Annotated in this window: 19 protein-coding genes and 2 pseudogenes; 10 read left to right on the forward strand and 11 right to left on the reverse strand. The window is 39.5% G+C overall.

The features are described 5' to 3' along the window. Positions 1–39: 39 nt before the first annotated feature. Positions 40–771, forward strand: a complete 732-nt coding sequence (locus ACERCG_RS04205) for a phosphatase PAP2 family protein (RefSeq protein WP_373610819.1) — start codon at positions 40–42, stop codon at positions 769–771. Between the two features lie 2 nt (positions 772–773). Continuing rightward, positions 774–1,691, forward strand: a complete 918-nt coding sequence (gene nagK, locus ACERCG_RS04210; RefSeq protein WP_373610820.1) for an N-acetylglucosamine kinase — start codon at positions 774–776, stop codon at positions 1,689–1,691. Positions 1,692–1,735: 44 nt separating this feature from the next. Here the strand turns inward: nagK and ACERCG_RS04215 are convergent, their stop codons facing one another. Beyond that, a complete protein-coding gene (locus ACERCG_RS04215) occupies positions 1,736–2,524 on the reverse strand; it encodes an MOSC domain-containing protein (RefSeq protein WP_373610821.1) in 789 nt (262 codons plus the stop codon). Positions 2,525–2,648: 124 nt separating this feature from the next. On the opposite strand from ACERCG_RS04215, the gene xseB reads away from it, so the two are divergent. Together xseB and ispA are read left to right on the forward strand one after the other, a co-directional pair. After that, positions 2,649–2,879 (forward strand): exodeoxyribonuclease VII small subunit, encoded by a 231-nt coding sequence (gene xseB / locus ACERCG_RS04220; protein ID WP_373610822.1) that lies wholly within the window; start codon positions 2,649–2,651, stop codon positions 2,877–2,879. 15 nt (positions 2,880–2,894) lie between these two features. Next, positions 2,895–3,788 (forward strand): (2E,6E)-farnesyl diphosphate synthase, encoded by an 894-nt coding sequence (gene ispA, locus ACERCG_RS04225; protein ID WP_373610823.1) that lies wholly within the window; start codon positions 2,895–2,897, stop codon positions 3,786–3,788. Positions 3,789–3,823: 35 nt separating this feature from the next. Here ispA and ACERCG_RS04230 read toward each other — a convergent pair whose 3' ends face one another. The 7 genes from ACERCG_RS04230 to ACERCG_RS04260 all read right to left on the reverse strand — a co-directional run bounded on the left by ACERCG_RS04230 (position 3,824) and on the right by ACERCG_RS04260 (position 10,384). Further along, positions 3,824–4,624 carry a class II glutamine amidotransferase gene (locus tag ACERCG_RS04230; protein WP_373610824.1) on the reverse strand — a complete coding sequence of 267 codons (801 nt, stop codon included), beginning with the start codon at positions 4,622–4,624 and terminating at the stop codon, positions 3,824–3,826. Between the two features lie 133 nt (positions 4,625–4,757). Next, the gene (gene znuB / locus ACERCG_RS04235) at positions 4,758–5,543 is read right to left on the reverse strand and encodes a zinc ABC transporter permease subunit ZnuB (protein WP_373610825.1); all 786 of its coding nucleotides are present in this window, start codon (positions 5,541–5,543) and stop codon (positions 4,758–4,760) included. A gap of 58 nt (positions 5,544–5,601) precedes the next feature. Then, positions 5,602–6,939, reverse strand: a complete 1,338-nt coding sequence (locus tag ACERCG_RS04240; RefSeq protein ID WP_373610826.1) for a replication-associated recombination protein A — start codon at positions 6,937–6,939, stop codon at positions 5,602–5,604. A 9-nt stretch (positions 6,940–6,948) separates the two neighbouring features. Beyond that, a complete protein-coding gene (gene mreD / locus ACERCG_RS04245) occupies positions 6,949–7,437 on the reverse strand; it encodes a rod shape-determining protein MreD (RefSeq protein ID WP_025247877.1) in 489 nt (162 codons plus the stop codon). A gap of 11 nt (positions 7,438–7,448) precedes the next feature. Further along, positions 7,449–8,489, reverse strand: coding sequence for a rod shape-determining protein MreC (gene mreC / locus ACERCG_RS04250; RefSeq protein ID WP_373610827.1), 1,041 nt, complete (start codon positions 8,487–8,489; stop codon positions 7,449–7,451). A gap of 102 nt (positions 8,490–8,591) precedes the next feature. Next, entirely contained in the window at positions 8,592–9,644 is a 1,053-nt protein-coding gene (locus ACERCG_RS04255; protein WP_373610828.1) for a rod shape-determining protein, read from the reverse strand. Between the two features lie 110 nt (positions 9,645–9,754). After that, positions 9,755–10,384 (reverse strand): LysE/ArgO family amino acid transporter, encoded by a 630-nt coding sequence (locus ACERCG_RS04260; RefSeq protein ID WP_373610829.1) that lies wholly within the window; start codon positions 10,382–10,384, stop codon positions 9,755–9,757. Positions 10,385–10,483: 99 nt separating this feature from the next. Here ACERCG_RS04260 and udk point away from each other — a divergent pair, with 99 nt between their 5' ends. The 3 genes from udk to ACERCG_RS04275 all read left to right on the forward strand — a co-directional run bounded on the left by udk (position 10,484) and on the right by ACERCG_RS04275 (position 11,977). Beyond that, the gene (gene udk, locus ACERCG_RS04265) at positions 10,484–11,131 is read left to right on the forward strand and encodes a uridine kinase (RefSeq protein WP_373610830.1); all 648 of its coding nucleotides are present in this window, start codon (positions 10,484–10,486) and stop codon (positions 11,129–11,131) included. 9 nt (positions 11,132–11,140) lie between these two features. Continuing rightward, positions 11,141–11,722: a dCTP deaminase gene (gene dcd / locus ACERCG_RS04270; protein ID WP_373610831.1), complete on the forward strand. Its 582-nt coding sequence runs from the start codon at positions 11,141–11,143 to the stop codon at positions 11,720–11,722. 96 nt (positions 11,723–11,818) lie between these two features. Continuing rightward, complete coding sequence (locus tag ACERCG_RS04275; protein ID WP_373610832.1) at positions 11,819–11,977, forward strand: DUF1328 domain-containing protein; 159 nt, start codon at positions 11,819–11,821, stop codon at positions 11,975–11,977. 94 nt (positions 11,978–12,071) lie between these two features. Here ACERCG_RS04275 and pntB read toward each other — a convergent pair whose 3' ends face one another. Both pntB and pntA read right to left on the reverse strand, forming a co-directional pair. Then, positions 12,072–13,523, reverse strand: a complete 1,452-nt coding sequence (gene pntB, locus ACERCG_RS04280) for a Re/Si-specific NAD(P)(+) transhydrogenase subunit beta (RefSeq protein WP_373610833.1) — start codon at positions 13,521–13,523, stop codon at positions 12,072–12,074. An 11-nt stretch (positions 13,524–13,534) separates the two neighbouring features. Beyond that, positions 13,535–15,073 carry a Re/Si-specific NAD(P)(+) transhydrogenase subunit alpha gene (pntA, locus tag ACERCG_RS04285; protein WP_373610834.1) on the reverse strand — a complete coding sequence of 513 codons (1,539 nt, stop codon included), beginning with the start codon at positions 15,071–15,073 and terminating at the stop codon, positions 13,535–13,537. 209 nt (positions 15,074–15,282) lie between these two features. Here pntA and trmJ point away from each other — a divergent pair, with 209 nt between their 5' ends. The 3 genes and pseudogenes from trmJ to ACERCG_RS04300 all read left to right on the forward strand — a co-directional run. Then, entirely contained in the window at positions 15,283–16,002 is a 720-nt protein-coding gene (gene trmJ / locus ACERCG_RS04290; protein ID WP_373610835.1) for a tRNA (cytosine(32)/uridine(32)-2'-O)-methyltransferase TrmJ, read from the forward strand. A 56-nt stretch (positions 16,003–16,058) separates the two neighbouring features. Beyond that, positions 16,059–16,762: pseudogene (locus ACERCG_RS04295) on the forward strand (HipA family kinase). Next, positions 16,759–17,136, forward strand: a pseudogene (locus ACERCG_RS04300) (DUF3037 domain-containing protein); the annotation flags it as partial. The pseudogenes ACERCG_RS04295 and ACERCG_RS04300, both read left to right, overlap by 4 nt. A gap of 110 nt (positions 17,137–17,246) precedes the next feature. On the opposite strand, the gene ACERCG_RS04305 reads toward ACERCG_RS04300, so the two are convergent. After that, positions 17,247–19,748 carry a glycogen/starch/alpha-glucan phosphorylase gene (locus ACERCG_RS04305; RefSeq protein ID WP_373610836.1) on the reverse strand — a complete coding sequence of 834 codons (2,502 nt, stop codon included), beginning with the start codon at positions 19,746–19,748 and terminating at the stop codon, positions 17,247–17,249. Between the last annotated feature and the right edge of the window lie 96 nt (positions 19,749–19,844).

Below are 19,844 nucleotides of genomic sequence, written 5' to 3' on the forward strand. Positions count from 1 at the left end.
AACCGCTTGTTTTTCAAGCGGTTTTTTAACGGAACTCTTATGTTTAAAAAATTCTCTCTTTATACGCTGGCGATGTTACTAATTCCAGTTGTTACTTGGCTTGCAAACTGGCAGTGGTCTTTAGCTATTCAATACCCTGAATATGGTTTTGACTACTTTTTATTTTTGATTACTGAAACAGGCTCTGTGCCTTATGCCATCGCTACTTGTGTGATTTTTACCTTATTGTTAGCGTGGGTAGTCAGAAAGCGTTATTCATTGTTTTTTGTGATTACCGTTTGTGTGGCTTCAATGGTGGCAACTCAAGCGATCAAAACCGCAATGAAATCAACCTTCCAAGAGCCTAGGCCTTTTGTTTCTGCACTTTTTGAGGATAAATCCGTTGATTTCTATAAATTAACCCGTGAACAAAGAGGCTTAGCCGTTAATGAAAAAATCGGTACACAACAAAACTTTGTAACAATTCATCAGGCGAAAGAAGTAGGCTACTCTTTCCCATCAGGTCATACTATCTTTGCCGTTTCTTGGTTGCTTTTAGTGGTTGGTTTCTGCCTGAATATGCGAGGACAAGCGGTCATTTTTGCTCATATTTTTGCAGTTGTATGGGCGGCATTAATGTTAGTTAGCCGTTTAAGATTAGGTATGCACTACCCGATTGATTTATTTATTAGTAGCTTACTCGCCTTTGTAACAAACTTAGCACTCTTTGTCTGGTTTGTACCTTGGTTGGAAAAGAAGAACCCATTTAATTTATTTCATAAGAGAACATAATTATGGCAATTTATTACGGCTTAGATGTTGGCGGTACAAAAATTGAATTAGCCGCTTTTAATGAGAAATTAGAAAAATTACATAGTGAACGAGTGCCAACCCCACAAACCCATTATCAAGATTGGCTGACAGCGATTAAGACATTGGTTGATACTGCTGATGCAAAATTTGGCGAAAAAGGGACTGTCGGCTTAGGCATTCCTGGCTTTGTAAACCGTGAAACAGGCATTGCGGAAATTACCAATATCCGAGTAGCTGACGGTAAAACCATTCTAAAAGATTTAGCCGAATACTTAGGGCGTGAAGTGCGTGCTGAAAACGATGCTAACTGTTTTGCCCTTTCTGAAGCTTGGGACGCAAATAACCAATCTTTCTCAACAGTGCTTGGCTTAATTATCGGCACAGGCTTTGGTGGCGGCATTGTGTTTGATGGCAAAGTTCACTCAGGCAGAATTGGTATGGCTGGCGAGGTTGGGCATATCCAGCTAAATTATCACGCACTAAAATTATTAGGTTGGGATAAAGCACCAATTTACGAATGTGGTTGTGGTAATCAGGCTTGCTTAGATACTTATATTTCTGGTCGTGGCTTTGAGCTACTTTTTAATGATTTAGTGGGCGAGAAAATCTCTGCGAAAGAGATCATTGAACGTTTCTACAATAACGATCAGAAAGTGGTCGAATTTGTCAAGAAATATATTGAGCTAATGGCAATTAGCATTAGTAATCTGGTTACAATTTTAGACCCAGACATGATTGTATTTGGCGGTGGCTTATCAAACTTCGATTACATTTACGATGCTCTGCCAAAAGCTCTGCCAAAACATTTAATGCGTTCAGCGAAAGTGCCTGTTATTAAAAAAGCCATTCACGGTGATTCAGGTGGTACACGAGGTGCGGCAGCACTCTTCTTAAAGTAGATTTACCAGCCCTTTCTTTTACAGTAGAAAGGGCTTTTTTATACTTAAGATTTAACGGTAATCTTATCTCCTACTCTAATCACACCGCTGCTTTGTGGCACAAGATGGATACCGAAAACAGGTTTACCTTTTTCATCACAATGGTGTTGTTTCAATGTACGAAAAGGTTCAGCTTTAGGATCTAATTCGAATGAGTTTAAATCTCTTGTAATCAGAATACAGCGAGTACAAAGTGCCGATTTAGTAAACAATACATCGCCAATTTGAATTTTTTCCCAGCTTTCTTCTTCAAAGGCGATATTGCCATCGATCACAATATTTGGGCGAAAACGAGCCATTTCGATAGGAATGGGTGACCATTCTTGCACTTGTTCAAGGGATTTTAATGACATCAACGTAACAGGGTTGCTATCTGCAAAACTAAGCGGGTTTTCTGCAAAATTTTCGACAACACGTTGGCTTTGGTTACCCAACCAACGAAGTTGCACTTCTCTACCTAAAATTTCACTTAGCCATTGATTAACACGCTTATCTGCTACCTTAGAATTAAAATGAGTTCCCCATACTTCGCTTGATTGTTCTTCAAGGAAATCTTGATAAAGTGCAACACATTTTTGACCGCTTGTATGCGTAATCACAAGCCCTGTTGAAATCGGAAAAGCGGTTAGACGATATAGCTCCAAATCTTTGCGAGCGGTAATAAATTTACCATCTGATTCGGTAATCATAAATTCACGGTCAAAATTTAGCCCCTTAGATTCAACAAAGGCTTGCGAAACTTGGGTTGGTTGAGTGGATTTTATCGGGTAAATATTGAGTTCTGTTACTTGCATAGAAAATCCTCTTTTCGAAAACTAGGTACAATACTACAAGCGGTCAAAAAGTAAAAGGAATTTGCAAATCCCTTTATTGAGCGGTAAACTTGAGGTTCTTTAATCGTTACAGGTAATATAAAAAATGGCAAAAAAACCGACCCAAGATTTTGAAACTACTCTCAAAGAATTAGAAGCTATCGTTACCCATTTAGAGGCTGGGGATTTGCCACTTGAAGAGGCACTTAATGAATTTGAAACCGCAATTAAATTAGTGCAACAAGGTCAAGAACGCTTACAAAAAGCAGAGCAACGAATCCAAATTTTACTCAATAAAAACGATTCTGCCGAACTGAGCGACTACACAAAAGAATAATAAGAGAGCAATAAAATGAGCTATTGTTTAGCGACCGATCTTACCACTCAACAAATACGGATAAATGATTTTTTGGCTTCAAAGCTAACTGAGTACGCAGCCTTTCATTCTCCATTAATTAAAGCAATGGAATATGCGGTTTTATTAGGCGGAAAGCGTGTTCGCCCGTTTTTAATATATGCCACAGGTAGAATGCTAGGCGTGCCGCTTGAGAAATTGGATCATAGTGCAGGGGCGATGGAATCTATCCACGCCTATTCATTAGTTCACGATGATTTGCCCGCAATGGACGATGATAAATTACGTCGAGGTAAACCAACTTGCCATATCGCCTTTGATGAAGCCACCGCTATTTTAGCAGGCGATGCATTGCAAAGTTTTGCCTTTGAGTTGATTGCAACCGACCCATACCTTTCCGATAAAGAAAAAGTGGCTCAAATCAGAGAATTATCAGCTGCTGCTGGTGCTAAAGGAATGTGCTTAGGGCAAAGTTTGGATTTGATTGCGGAAAATAAAGCGGTCAATTTAGAGGAATTGGAATTAATTCATCGTAACAAAACAGGAGCGTTAATTCTCTCTTCTGTAATGATGGGATTTAATCTTTCCGAGAATTCGCAAAATTTAGCGATAAAACAACCGCTTGTAAATTATGCAAAAGCCATTGGTTTAGCTTTTCAAGTGCAAGATGATATTTTAGATGTGGTTGGCGAAACTGATAAAATTGGTAAAACCGTTGGTTCTGATGAAAACTTAAATAAAAGCACCTATCCAAAATTATTAGGGTTGGAAGGAGCAAAACAAAAAGCTGAAAATCTCTACCAAACAGCCTTAAATTCTTTGCAGCAGCTTCCTTTTGATACTACAGCATTAAAAGAGTTAGCCGATTTTATTGTAAAACGTGAAAACTAAAAAAGAAAACCTAGCATTTGCTAGGTTTTTTATGGTTAAACGTGGTGTCCTGCTTCTGGCAATGTGCCTTCAATTTCATATACCACATCGCCGTCTTTAAAGAAAACATAACTGCCATTTTTCATTTTGGTCCAGTTTTCATTTTTGGTAAGTGGCTGGGTGGTAATAATCGTCACTTTATCGGTAATTTTAGTATATTGACTAAAATCAATCGATACATCATCATCACGCAAGGCTTTGCCAAACGGTGCTTTACGGCAAACGTAATGCAGATTAGTCGTACAACGGGCAATCATCCAATGACCGTTGGATAAAACAAAGTTAAATACCCCGTGTTCTGCAATTTTTGAGGTAATTTGCACTACCGCATCAAAAATCTCTTTTTCACTTGGTTTAGCTGGATACAGCTCTTTTAATTCCGACACAATACGGCAAAATGCCGCTTCAGAATCTGTTGTGCCAATCGGCTGATAATGACACTCTTTGCAAACACCAACCCCTTCAACCGTACCGTTGTGAGCAAAAACCCAGTTCTCGCCCCATAATTCACGAATAAAAGGGTGGGTATTTTCCAAATTTACATCACCACGAGTCGCTTTACGGATATGGGCAACTACATTTAACGATTTAATTTGATACTGGCTAATTGATTCCGCCATTGGCGAGGAAGCCCCCGGACGATTATCACGGAAAACTCGTACGCCTTTACCTTCAAAAAACGCAATGCCGAAGCCATCAGTATGGTGATCGCTTAATCCCCCTCGTCGCCGAAAGCCTTCAAAAGAAAAGGTAATATCCGTTGGCGTATTACAATTCATTCCAAGTAATTGACACATAATTTAATCTTTTATTCTTAATAAGTTACAACAAATCAATAGTGATATTTAAACAGATTGATAGAAAACTTCAATGCTATTTCCATAAAAAGCTTATGCCTTATTTTTATAATATATGACTTTTTTATGCTATTTAATTGTATTCTTTTTTAAATAGCGACATTAAAAAGAGCATTCCGGCACAAATCACTACCGATGGTCCAGCAGGGGTATCTTTCCAACCCGATAATAACAACCCTCCCGTTACCGTAATAATGCTGAATAAAATAGCAATAAAGACCATTTTCTCGGGCGTTTTCGCAAATCGTCTTGCTGTTGCAGACGGAATAATCAGTAGTGAGGTAATGATTAATGCCCCCACAAATTTCATACTTAATGCAATGGTTAATGCAGTTAAAATCATCAATAATAGACGCAAGCGAGCGACATTTAAGCCTTCAATTTGGGCGAGTTCCGGGCTAATTGTGATGGATAATAAGCGTTTCCAAAAAATCATCAGCACTGATAAAATCAGAATTGCTCCGATACCGATAAAAATCACATCAGAAAAATTAATTGCCAGTAAATCGCCAAATAGGTAAGACATTAAATCGACTCTCACGTTATCCAGCAAACTAATGGTAATCACACCAAGCGAAAGGCTGGTGTGAGCAATAATACCTAATACCGTATCCACCGAATAGTTGGTTTTTTGCTCAAGCCAAACCAGCAAAACGGCTAAAATAATCGTCATCGCAATAACTGCGATGTAGGGATCAATTTGCAGAAAAATGCCAAGTGCCACACCCAATAGTGCTGAATGGGAAAGTGTGTCACCAAAATACGCCATTTTTCGCCAAACAACAAAAGCACCCAAGGGTGCGGTAATAAAGGCTAAACAAACACCTGCAAGCCACGCAGGCAGTAAAATATCAAACATATCTCTTCCAAATAACAACAAGCGGTTGTTTTTCCCTAAAATTTTGCAAATTTACGGATTATTTATACCGCTTGATCTCACTTAATTCATCTTGTGATTTCAGCCACGCCATTTTTTCTTTAATCTGTTTTTCCATTCCTCGTTCTGTAGGAAAATAGAATTGCGTATCTTTAAGTTCAGGCGGAAAGTAATTCTCCCCTGCGGCGTAAGCATTCGGTTCATTATGGGCATAACGATATTCTTCACCATAACCTAATGATTTCATTAAATTCGTTGGAGCATTGCGTAAATGCTCCGGCACATCATAATCTTTCGCCTCTTTTGCTAGGCGTTTTGCTTCATTGAAGGCTTGGTAAACCGCATTACTTTTAGGAGCAACTGCAAGATAAATAATGGCTTGGGCAATAGCTCTTTCTCCCTCATAAGCACCGACTCGGGTAAAGCAATCCCACGCCGCTATGGCAATTTGCATTGCTCTTGGATCTGCATTGCCTACATCTTCCGAAGCAATGGCAAGTAATCTCCTTGCCACATAAAGCGGATCGCCACCTGCGGTTAAAATGCGAGCGTACCAATATAGTGCACCGTCCGGAGATGAGCCTCGAATGGATTTATGTAGAGCAGAAATGAGATCATAATAACGATCGCCCCCTTTATCAAAACGAGCTTGTCGTTCGCCCAGCACTTCCGTAAGCAAATCTTTGTTTAATACTTTTCCTTGAGGGGAGTTTTCTGCCATATCTGCCATCAATTCAAAGCAATTTAAGGCAAAGCGAGCATCGCCATTAACATAATCGGCAAGTAAGCTCAGCACATCATCTTCAAGATGTAATTTTTCATTGCCTAGCCCACGTTCTGTATCTGCCGCCGCCATTTGCAAAATTTTTAAAATTTCGACCGCTTGTAGTGGCTTTAAGATATAAATTCTGGCTCGAGAAAGTAACGCATTATTGAGTTCAAACGAAGGGTTCTCTGTTGTTGCTCCAATAAAGATGATCGTACCATCTTCAATATGGGGTAAAAATGCGTCTTGCTGACTTTTATTGAAGCGGTGGACTTCATCAACAAAGAGCAACGTGCGTCTGCCTGATTGTCGATTTAGTTTTGCTCGCTCAATGGCTTCTCGGATCTCTTTTACACCACTAGTTACGGCTGAAATACGTTCTACTTCTGCATCAAAATGATGGGCAATAATTTCAGCTAAGGTAGTTTTACCCGTTCCCGGTGGGCCCCAGAAAATCATAGAATGGCTATGCCCTGCTTCAATTGCTCTGCGTAGCGGTTTGCCTTCGCCAATCAGATGAGATTGCCCTACATATTCAGTTAAATTTTGAGGACGCATTCTAGCTGCAAGCGGTCGAAAATCTTCTGCAAAATCAAAAGACAAGCTACTCATCTTTACCTCTTAGCGTAAGCGAAGTTGGCGGCGAATATGACGCATTAGTAGGAAAATCCAAGGCCAAAGCACGCCACTAATGACTGCTCCTAGTATTTCTTGTGAGTTAAATTCAGCACTATGCAAAATGAATTCAACCACAAAAATGGCGAAACGGATCAGTACGATATATGCCATTACCAGCAAACTTTGTAACCAAAGCGACAAATTACGCAAAATGAGGTGGTACTTCGCGACAAAATAAATGGCTATAGACAATATTAAGGCGTGAATACCTAAAATTGAGCCTAAGATTAGATCCCACACAATGCCTGCTAAAAAAGCGGTGCCGACACTGATTTTATCCGGTAATGCTAATGCCCAGTAAATCAACACCAATACAACCCAAGTTGGGCGTAAGCCTTGAAATCCAACTGGCCAAGGCATAATTTCTAGTACAAAGGCAATTACAAAAATCGCAAGAATAACCAGAATCTGAAAAATTGGGTTTGTTCTCATTATTCCGCTCCTTATTCTATATGATGCTCTTCTACTTCCACATCAGACTGTGAAGCAGGGTTTTCGTTAATTTCATCAAGATCAATCTGCTCTTCTTTAGCATCTAGTTGAACTTCTGTTTTCTTATTCGACATCTGTTTTAATCGGTCAAATGGATTTACGCTGTTTCGTCTCTCTTCTACGATTTCACGCACTTGTTCAGGCGATAAACTTTGGCTGTAATTCTTCTCTTCTGCTGTTGGCCAAAGTAATAGTAGATAACGCAAGCGGTCAAATGAGGCTAGCGGTCGAGCAACAATCCTAGCAAACTGGCTTTTTGTATCATTTTCGACCGTTTCCACAATCGCAACAGGATAACCTTCGGGGAAGCGTCCGCCTAAACCGGAAGTAACTAACACATCGCCTTTTACAACATCAATAGAGCGAGATAGATTATCAACAATTAGTTCATTATTTAGCCCTGTTCCGTTTACGATACCACGCACATCATTACGCAATACCTGCACCGGAGTGGCGTGGGTAATATCGGTTAAAAGCAGAACACGGCTTGATTTTTCGCCTACGGAAATAATTTGCCCTACAACACCTCTTTCATCAATCACAGGTTGTCCAACAAAAGCACCATCTAAACGACCTTGATTAATAATAACTTGCTGGCGGTAAGCATCCATTTCGGCGGCCAGAACCTCCCCGATCTTTTTATATTCATCTTGGCGGAGCGGCGAACTTAGCAGTAATCTTAAACGTTGATTTTCTACCTTTAATTGATCGAGTAATAATAAATCCGCATTTTTTTCTCTTAGTTGCTCTTTTAGTAGATTATTTTCTAACTGTAGCTTGTTGTTATCAATAAAATTACCACTCACACCATCTAAGATCGAGCGAGGAGTATTTGCAAAGTAATATAAGCCACTAACCGCCGTTTCTAATATATTACGAGCTTGAATCATCAATGAGCTTCGACCATCAGAAATAATCAGGATAATAGATAATATCACTGCAATTATCAGACGCATTCCTAGTGAAGGAGCTTTAGCAAAAATTGGTTTCATTAGAAAATATAATGTGAAATTTATTGGGAATATATAACGAAAATTGACAATAGATCATATCCATTGCCAACTTTCAATTTACTATTTAACTAGAAAAGATGATTATTCATCAGAGCTAAATACGTCTCCACCGTGCATATCGATCATTTCGAGGGCTTTACCGCCGCCACGTGCAACACAAGTAAGAGGATCTTCCGCTACGACAACAGGTACACCAGTTGAGTCAGCAAGTAAGCGATCTAGGTTATGTAATAAAGCTCCACCACCTGTTAATACCATTCCTCGTTCGAAAATATCTGCGGCTAATTCCGGAGGACATTGCTCTAAAACTGATTTAACCGCTTCAACAATACCATCTAACGGCTGCTCGATAGCTTCTAAAACGTGCTTTGAACTAAGCTCAAAAGTACGAGGGGCACCTTCTGCTAAATTATGACCGTGCACTTCCATTGTTTTAATATCATCATCAGATTCAATTTTAGCGGTTGCAATTTCTTGCTTGATACGCTCAGCCGTTGCCTCACCGATAGCAGAGCCGAAATGACGGCGAACATAGGCAATGATAGCATCGTCTAATTTATCGCCTCCAATACGAACAGAGGTTGAATACACAATACCATTTAACGAAAGCACCGCAACTTCAGTTGTACCGCCGCCGATATCAATTACCATCGATCCCATTGCTTCGTGTACAGGCAAACCTGCACCGATAGCCGCTGCCATCGGTTCTTCAATTAAATAGACTTCACGAGCCCCTGCCCCGATTGCTGATTCTTTAATTGCACGGCGTTCTACCTGCGTTGCCCCGGCCGGCACACACACTAAAACACGCGGACTTGGACGCATAAAGTTATTGCTATGAACTTGTTTAATAAAGTGTTGCAACATTTTTTCTGTTACAAAGAAGTCTGCAATAACACCATCTTTCATCGGACGGATTGCCATAATGCTTTTTGGGGTACGACCTAACATTAATTTTGCGTGTGAGCCTACTGCTGCGATGCTTTTTAGCGATCCCATACGATCTTGTCTCACTGCAACCACTGAAGGTTCATCTAAAACAATTCCTTGCCCTTTCACATAAACTAATGTATTAGCTGTTCCGAGATCGATGGAAAGATCGTTTGAAAATAACCCTAAAAATTTTTTAAACATACAAGAATCCGTCAAATAAAATTATTAAATAAATTAGGCACAATATTGTGCGAACATTGCCGTTAATATACCAAAAAATGGGGGTATTCAGCAATGAAAAATTTAGGCTGTTAGAAAATTTGCTTTGCCAGTTGATAAGCATAAATCAACAAGCTAAAGGCGATAAAATACATAATCAACCCTGTAACTGCATCTAAAATTTGCCAAGTTATACGTTTAGCAAAATAAGGGGAAAGCAATCTTGCTCCGTACCCTAACCCAAAAAACCATATAAATGAGCAAAGCAACGCCCCTACTAAGAAATATATCTTACCTTCAAAATCTAATTTTCCGCCAATACTCCCCACAATCACAACAGTATCAATATAAACGTGAGGATTTAAAAAGGTAATTGCAAAAGTAATCATTAAGGCTTTTTTAAGACTCGAGGCATTTTCCCCATTTGCTACAAGGTAATCACTACTTTTAAATACACTGATAAACGAACGGCTACCGTAAGTGAAGAGAAAAATTGCACCTAATAGTGAAATAACTAAACTGAGAATAGGTAATTCTGAAATGAGTGTGCCTAGCCCTAGCACACCAATCGTCATTAGCAACACATCACCTAGAAAGCAAGTAAGAGCAATCCAAAAAACGTGTTGTTTAAGTATGCCTTGTTTTAGCACAAAGGCATTTTGAGCTCCTATAGAGACAATTAAACCAAAACAAACAATAAACCCTTGAATAAAAGTATTCATTTTTTCCTCGAAATTGATTACAAGCGGTCGATTATACAGAAAATTTTGCAAAAATTCGGTATAATTTGCAGGATACTTTTTGACTGAATAGGAAATTTTATGACTGATACTGCTCAACAATCCTCTTGTGTTGTCATTGCCATTGCCGGTGCTTCGGCATCGGGGAAAAGCCTGATTGCTTCAACCATTTATAAAGAATTAAAAAATGAATTAGGAACTGATAATATCGGCATTATTTCTGAAGATGCTTATTACCGGGATCAATCTCATTTAACAATGGAAGAACGTATTAAAACCAACTACGACCACCCTAACTCAATGGATCATCATTTACTGGTTGATCATCTACGCCAACTAAAGCAAGGTAAAGCTATTGAAATTCCCGAATACGATTACACTGAGCATAATCGAAAAAACACCACCAAACACTTTGAACCGAAAAAAATAATTATTTTAGAAGGTATTTTACTTCTAACTGATGAACATATTCGCAATGAGCTAAACGTTTCTATTTTCGTTGATGCGCCATTAGATATTTGCTTTATTCGCCGCTTACAACGTGATATGGTGGAACGTGGTCGTTCAATGGAATCGGTAATTACACAATATCGCAAAACGGTTCGCCCGATGTTCTTACAATTTATTGAGCCATCAAAGCAATATGCCGATATTATTGTACCAAAAGGCGGTAAGAACCGTATTGCAATTGACATTCTTAAAGCCCAAATCAAACAATTACTCAAATAGGAGAAAAATATGCGTTTATGCGACACCGATATTAAACGTTACTTAGATGAAGGTATCATCAGCATTACGCCTCGTCCTTCTGATGATAAAATTTCCGGTGCAACGGCTGATGTGCGTTTAGGTAATTCGTTCCGTGTTTTTCGTGAGCATAACACGCCTTATATTGATCTAAGTGGGCCTCGTGAAGAAGTAACCGCTCAACTAAATAAGGTAATGAGCGATGAAATCATTATCAGTGATGGTGAAGCATTTTTCCTTCACCCTGGAGAACTAGCCCTTGCAACCACATTAGAATCTGTTAGCCTGCCTGCTAATATTGTGGGTTGGTTAGATGGCCGCTCATCATTAGCTCGATTAGGATTAATGGTACACGTAACAGCTCATCGGATTGACCCAGGTTGGGAAGGAAAAATCGTATTAGAATTTTTTAATGCGGGCAAACTCCCTCTTGCGCTTCGCCCTAATATGGCAATTGGTGCTTTAAGTTTTGAAGTGCTAAGCGGCAATGCAGCAAAACCTTATAACGCTCGTAAAGATGCAAAATATAAAAATCAGCAAAGTGCCGTTTCTAGTCGAATTAACCAGGATTAATTAAAAATTTTAATTAAATACTACCGCTTGCAACGATTATTTAGCTATGTTACATTCAAACTGCACTAATCAAAAACATAATATAAGGAGATCTCTATGTTACATTATGCTGTAGTATTTTTTATTATCGCCATTGTGGCTGCATTTTTCGGTTTTGGCGGCATAGCTGGAAGTGCAGCTGAAATTGCAAAAATTTTATTCTTCGTCTTTTTGGTGCTTACTGTTATTTCTTTCTTATTCAAACGAAAAAAATAAAAGATTGAATTACTGAATTTTACAGAACACAGCAAAAGCTATGTTCTCTATTTAAAGATAAAAAAGCGAACATGGTTGTTCGCTTTTTTCTTAATTAGCTATTTAATGCTCTTAGAATATCATCTACTCTTTCTTTCGCATCACCAAATAGCATTTGGGTGTTTTCTTTAAAGAAGAGCGGGTTTTGAACGCCTGCATAACCTACTGCCATTGAACGTTTAAATACAATAACATTTTGTGCTTTCCATACTTCAAGCACTGGCATTCCTGCGATTGGGCTTGATGGGTCATCTAATGCTGCTGGGTTTACGGTGTCATTTGCACCGATAACTAATACCACATCAGTATCTTCAAAATCGTCATTGATTTCGTCCATTTCTAATACCACATCGTAAGGTACTTTCGCTTCAGCAAGCAATACGTTCATATGACCCGGTAATCGACCCGCTACTGGGTGAATACCGAAACGTACATTCACACCTTTTTCACGCAATTTTGCGGTAATTTCTGCAACTGGATATTGAGCTTGAGCTACCGCCATACCATATCCCGGTGTGATAATCACTGAGCTTGCATTTTTCAGCATTTCTGCCACTTCTTCTGCGTTGGTTTCACGGTGTTCGCCGTATTCTGTATCGCCTGAAGAAGATTGCACTTCGTTACCAAAACCACCTGCAATAACGCTGATAAACGAGCGGTTCATCGCCTTACACATAATGTAAGAAAGAATTGCACCTGAAGAACCCACTAACGCACCTGTTACGATTAATAAATCGTTACTTAGCATAAAGCCTGCTGCAGCTGCTGCCCAACCTGAATAAGAGTTGAGCATTGAAACCACCACTGGCATATCTGCACCACCGATAGATGCCACTAAGTGCCAACCGAACACTAAAGCAATAGCAGTCATAATTAACACAGGGAAAATATTTTCAGGGCGATTTAAGAATACAATCATCAGGAAGATTGAAACAACAATCGCCGCTAAATTCCATTTGTGTTTATGAGGGATATTTAATGCCGCAGAAGAGACTTTACGACCAAATAACTTGCCGCTTAATTTCCCGAATGCCACTAATGAGCCAGAGAATGTAACTGCTCCAATGAAGATCCCTAAGAATACTTCAACATTGTGAATATTCGCAAGGGTTGCTTGTTCTGCTAAGAATGCCGCTTTTTCCGCTTCAGTTACTAAATAAGCAGGCATTGGTGCTTCAATATGTAAACCGTAGCTATTAAAACCAACTAATACTGCTGCTAAACCTACGAAGCTGTGAAGAATAGCAACTAATTCTGGCATTTCTGTCATTTCAACTTTAATCGCTTTTTTGATCCCGATGAATGCACCGATTGCCATCGCAATTAAAATCCAAATTGTGCCGTGAGATTGTGGGCCGAAAATGGTTGCCACTAAAGCAATTCCCATACCTACAATACCGTACCAGCAACCTGCTTTTGCGGTTTCGTGTTTAGAAAGCCCTGCAAGGCTCATAATAAAGAGAAGTGCTGCAATAATATAGGCAGCGGTAACAAATCCAAAAGACATTTTCGTTCTCCTTAACCTTTTCTAAACATTGCTAGCATTCTTTGCGTAACTTTAAAGCCACCAAAAATATTGATGCTGGCAACTAAAATCGCAATAAAGGCTAAAATATCAATAAAGAAATTACCAACAGGTTGGGCAATTTGTAACACAGCCCCTACGATGATAATACCTGAAATCGCATTGGTTACTGCCATAAGTGGTGTGTGTAATGCGTGACTCACGTTCCAAACCACATAGTAACCTACCACACAAGCGAGTACGAACACAGTAAAGTGCGATAAAAACGCTGCTGGAGCAACAGAGGCAATCCATAAGAATAACGCCCCTACACCTGCCATCACGCCATATTTCACTTTTGGATTTGCAGGTTTTTCTTCTTTTTTGATCGCTTGTGGTGCTGCCGCTGGCTTTTGAGGCTGAGCGGAAACTTGAATTGGTGGAGCTGGCCAGGTTAATTCGCCATCACGCACAACCGTTACACCGCGTAACACGACATCATCAAAATTGATGTCAATTTGACCATCTTTATTCGGGGCTAACAGTTTTAACAAGTTCACTAAGTTAGTGCCGTAAAGTTGAGAAGATTGCGTTGGTAAACGAGCAGGGAAATCGGTATAACCAATCACTTTTACTTGATTATCCGTAACCACAACTTCGCCTGCTTTAGTATATTCGCAGTTACCGCCTGTAGCCGCTGCTAAGTCCACAATCACAGAACCCGGTTTCATTGAGTCCACCATCTCTTTTGTGATTAAGCGAGGAGCTGGTTTACCCGGAATGGCTGCGGTGGTAATGATAATATCCACTTCTTTCGCTTGAGCAGCGTAAAGTTCCATCGCACGGCGGTTAAACTCTTCTGACATCACTTTCGCATAACCATCGCCTGAGCCACCTTCTTCTTCAAAATCAATTTCTAAGAAGTCAGCACCCATTGATTTTACTTGCTCTTTTACTTCTGGGCGAGAGTCAAAGGCACGCACAATTGCCCCTAAGCTATTTGCTGCACCAATCGCCGCTAAACCTGCCACCCCTGCACCAATCACAAGCAATTTCGCAGGCGGTACTTTACCTGCTGCGGTAATTTGACCTGTAAAGAAACTGCCAAATGAATTAGCCGCTTCAATTACGGCACGGTAGCCTGAAATATTCGCCATTGAGCTTAACGCATCTAATGCTTGGGCTCGAGAGATACGAGGCACAGCGTCCATTGCCAGCACATTGATTTTTTTAGACTGCAATTTATCCATTAATTCTGGATTTTGAGCAGGCCAAATAAAGCTCACTAAGGTTGCACCCTCTTTGATTAAATCAATTTCAGCTTCTGTTGGAGCATTCACTTTGAAAATAATGTCCGCATTCCAAACTTCTTGTTGCGTGCCAATATTCGCACCTGCATTTAAAAATGCGTTGTCTTCAAAACTCGCCTTAAAGCCCGCATCTTGTTCAATGAGGACATCAAAGCCAAGTTTTTTAATCTGCTCAACGGTTTTAGGCGTTGCCGCCACACGAGTTTCACCGTCTAACAGCTCTCTTGGTACACCAATAAGCATAAAGACTCCTGTATGGTTGTTATTATTCAAGGCTAAATAATTAGCCCCATTCAAGTTAAAAAACTGTCTAACTGTACCACTAAATACACTAAATTTGTAAAAAAATCTGATTATTTTTAGGGATTATTTCGTATTTTTTCAAATTTTAAGCTATCGAAAATTTTGCTACACTATTAGCGTAAAAAATTTAACAAAAACGAAACAATTTAATGAATATTTTAGATCAAATCCAGATTATTCTGGTAGAAACATCTCTCCCTGCCAACATCGGTTCAGCCGCTCGTGCAATGAAAACAATGGGCTTAACCCATTTGCGTTTAGTTGCACCACTACAACCGATTGATGAACAAGCTGAAGCCCTTGCCGCTGGGGCGAAAGATGTACTAGATAATGCCCAAATCTACCCAACTTTTGATGACGCCATTACCGATTGCCAGCTCGTAATTGGCACAAGTGCTAGACTTCGCCATTTGCAAAACAGTCTAATTGCACCAAGAGATTGTGGGGAACTCGTGATAAACCGTGCTAATCTTGGCAAAGTCGCCATTGTATTTGGGCGAGAACGTGTAGGACTAACCAATGAAGAGCTGCTGAAATGCCAATATCATCTTAATTTCCCGACCAATCCTGATTACGGCTCGCTCAATCTCGCAATGGCAGTGCAACTGGCAAGTTATGAAATTCGTATGGCATATTTGCAAAAAATAGTAGAAAAACGACCGCTTGTAGAGGAAAAAGAGTATCCAACCGCAGAAGCATTGGAGCATTTTTTTGCTCATACCGAGCGATTGTATAAAGAATTAGGGTTTATCCGCAATGATGCGGTAATGTTGAAGCTCCGCCGACTTTATCAACGGGCAGAGCTTGAAACCAATGAGTTGAATTTGTTGAGAGGAATGCTGACAGCGGTTGAGAAAGCATCAAAATAAATTCTTTGAGAGGAATAATGATGGCAAAAATTATATTTATCCAAGAACGTACACAAATGGGCATTACTCGACCATTTATTTGTAAAGCTGACGATAACAAAAGCTATATCGTAAAAACATCAGGAATGATGCCAATCTATCAATTACTTGCTGAATGGATTGGTTCTACATTAGCCATTAAAATGAAATTGCCTTGTCCAAATATTCAATTACTTCATTTTGATAAATTAGTATTTCAGCTTATTCAGTCTGAGTGGAAAGCAGCCTTAACAACACAAACTGTATTTGGCTCTGAATATACATTGCCTACTGTTACAGCCAAAAGTTCTCAAGCTCACAATCCGCTTTACTTACCAGAAGAAATGCAGAAATGGTTATATATGTTTGATCGTTGGATATTAAATTCCGATCGAACATCATCAAAAGTGGGACGGGCAATATTAACTTGCTTTTTGATGAGCAAAAGCAGAAAATCCTTGTTATCGATCACAACCTCGCTTTTGATAAAAATGCTCAATTTAATGAACATATCTTTTCTATTCAAAATAGAGAATGGCGATTAACTCTCACGGATAAAAAAGCATTTACTGAAAAAGCGACGAACATCTTAAACAATTTTGAAGATATTTATCAATCTATCCCCGATGATTGGTTTCCAACTGATGAAGATGAATTCCAGAAAATAGAAAATCATATACAACAAATCAAAGCAATTTTAGAACATATTAAAAATAAACATTATTGGGATAATATTGAATGAAGCAACCTATTTTATACAGTTTTGTCAGATTTAGACCTTATATTGAAACGGGCGAATTCGTTAATGTTGGGTTATTAATGTGCGAGCCTGAAAAGAGAAAACTCACTTATCGCCTTGTTGATAAGGACAACCAACGTGTAAAACAATTTTTCTATGATAGAGATATTTTTACCAATACTCGAGATATTATTGATGAAGAACTGCGTTATATCACTTCACAAACTTTCGACTTTAATGTAGAGGAAATGGCTCGCTTTTTTCACAACTATGTTGATGTTAAAGAGGGATGCGTGCAATACAGCAATGCCGCTGTTGGCATTGTTGATGATCCACAAACTTATTTTGATACACTTTATAAAGAATATATCTCCTCTAATTTGGATAATGCTCGCCAATAATACCAAGCGGTCATTTTTCTGCTATATTTTGCAAATCCCTCTAAAACAAAAACGGTAAGATTTCTCTTACCGTTTTGCCTAAACCATTATTTTAAATTCAACAACTTGTTTGAACTTTCAATAATGCTGTCCACCGTTGCATCGCCTTTTAATTGCTCTTCGCTCATTGGTTCGATTTTCCAGATGTTATTGGCATAATCCATTACCGAACGGTCTGACGAGAAGTAACCCATATTGGCAATATTGATGATTGCCGAACGAATCCACGCTTTCTTATTGCGATAGGCTTGAGCCACTTTCTCTTGAGCTTCCACATAGCTGCGGTAATCTGCACAGGCTTGGTAGTAGTCGCCAGAGTTTAAGATCAAATCTTGGTAGCGATATGGATCTTCTGGCGAGAATTTGCCATTTAGAATTTGTGAAATCGCTTCATTCAGCTCGCTATCTTTTTCGTAGTAGTGATACGGCGAATAACCATTGCGGCGGAGTTCTTCCACTTGTTCTACTTCGTTACCGAAAATGAAGATGTTCTCTTTGCCTACACGGTCTAAAATTTCCACATTCGCACCGTCTAGCGTACCAATGGTTAAAGCACCATTAAGGGCAAATTTCATATTCGATGTACCAGAGGCCTCTGTACCTGCTAATGAAATTTGCTCTGAAACGTCTGCCGCTGGAATAATCATCTGGGCTAACGATACGCTGTAGTTCGGAATAAATACGACTTTGATTAAATCATTGATGCGAGGGTCGTTATTTACCACACTTGCTACATCATTAATTAAGCGAATCACTTTCTTCGCTGCATAATACGCACTTGCCGCTTTACCTGCGAAGATGAACACACGAGGTGTCCAATCCGCCGTTGGATTGCGTAAAATGCGGTTATAAAGCGTAATGATGTGAAGCACATTCATTTGCTGACGTTTGTATTTATGAATACGTTTGATTTGTACGTCAAAAATCGCTTCAGGATTAAGCGTAATGCCTTGTGTTTCTTCAATATAATTTGCTAAACGGCGCTTATTCTCAAATTTAACCGCAGCAACTTGAGCCTGTACATCAGTGTTATCCGCAAACTCATTGAATTTTTCTAATTCGCTTAAATCGGTTAGCCAGTTATCGCCGATATATTTATCTAAAATATTCGCAAGACCCGGGTTGGCAATTTTGATCCAACGGCGAGGCGTTACGCCATTGGTTACGTTGGTAAAGCGGTTCGGGTAAATACGAGCAAAGTCGGCAAAAATAGATTCAACCATTAAGTCAGAGTGAATTTTCGCCACACCATTTACTTTTGTAGAAGCGACAACTGCAAGCCACGCCATACGCACACGGCGGTCGCCTTGTTCGTCAATAAGTGATACACGAGAGATCAGATCATTATCATCTGAGAACTGGCTACGCACCTCTTCCAAGAAATGTTCGTTAATATCAAAAATAATTTCTAAATGGCGTGGTAACACACGAGCTAACATTTCAACCGGCCACGTTTCTAACGCTTCACTCATTAACGTGTGGTTAGTGTAGAAGAATGTTTTGCTGGTGGTTGCCCACGCTTGTTCCCAAGAATAGCCTTTTTCATCAATTAAAATACGCATTAACTCAGGCACAGCAAGGGTTGGGTGGGTATCATTTAAGTGAATTGCTACTTTATCCGCTAAATTTACACAAGAGCCAAATTCCGCTTCGTGGCGGCGAATAATATCTTGTACCGATGCAGAACAAAGAAAATATTCTTGACGTAAACGCAATTCACGACCGTTATAGGTAGAATCATCAGGATAAAGCACACGAGAAACGTTTTCTGAGCTATTTTGTTTAACCATTGCAGCAAAGTAATCGCCACGATTAAACTCTGACAACGCAAAACCTTTACCCGAAGCGTGAGCAGACCATAAACGTAAACTATTGGTTGATGTGGTTTCAAAACCCGGAATGAGCTGATCGTGAGCTTGAGCAACAATCTCTTCTTCCGGTTGCCATACGACTTTTTTGCCTTCACGCCAAGTTTTCCCACCAAAGCGGACCGGGAAACGCTTACTTGAGCGTAAATATGGCCACACAAATTCATTTTCTAACCATTCATCAGGCTGTTCTACTTGCTCGCCATTGCGAATTTCTTGGCGGAACATACCATATTCATATTGAATACCATAGCCGATAGCAGGGATTTTCATTGTCGCAAGGCTATCTAAATAACAAGCCGCTAATCGACCTAAACCACCATTACCTAAGCCCGGATCGCCTTCTTCGTTAATAATATCTTCCAGATCTTGCCCTAACTCTTTTAACGCAGCACCGATTAGCTCATAAACGCCTTCCGAGATCATCGCATTACTGAAAGTTCGCCCCATCAAAAATTCCATTGATAGGTAATAAACACGGCGACTGCCATTTGCAACGTGGCTACGGCGGGTTTGTAACCACTCTTCGGTAGATAAATCACGTACCACACGAAGTGCAGCATTTAACCAGTTACGTTTGCTGGCATCACGAGGTTCAACACCTAATGCGAATACCATTTTATGTAAAATTGCATCTTTTACATTTTTAATCATTTCAGGGCTAATTGACTGCCTGCTCATTGAGTAAATTCTCCTAATTTTTATGAACATTACAAGCGGTCGAATTTACAAATTTTTTTGCAAATCCAACCGCTTGTAACAATGTTGTAAATATAA

It is taken from the genome of Mannheimia sp. E30BD (assembly GCF_041807785.1).
GTDB lineage: Bacteria > Pseudomonadota > Gammaproteobacteria > Enterobacterales > Pasteurellaceae > Mannheimia.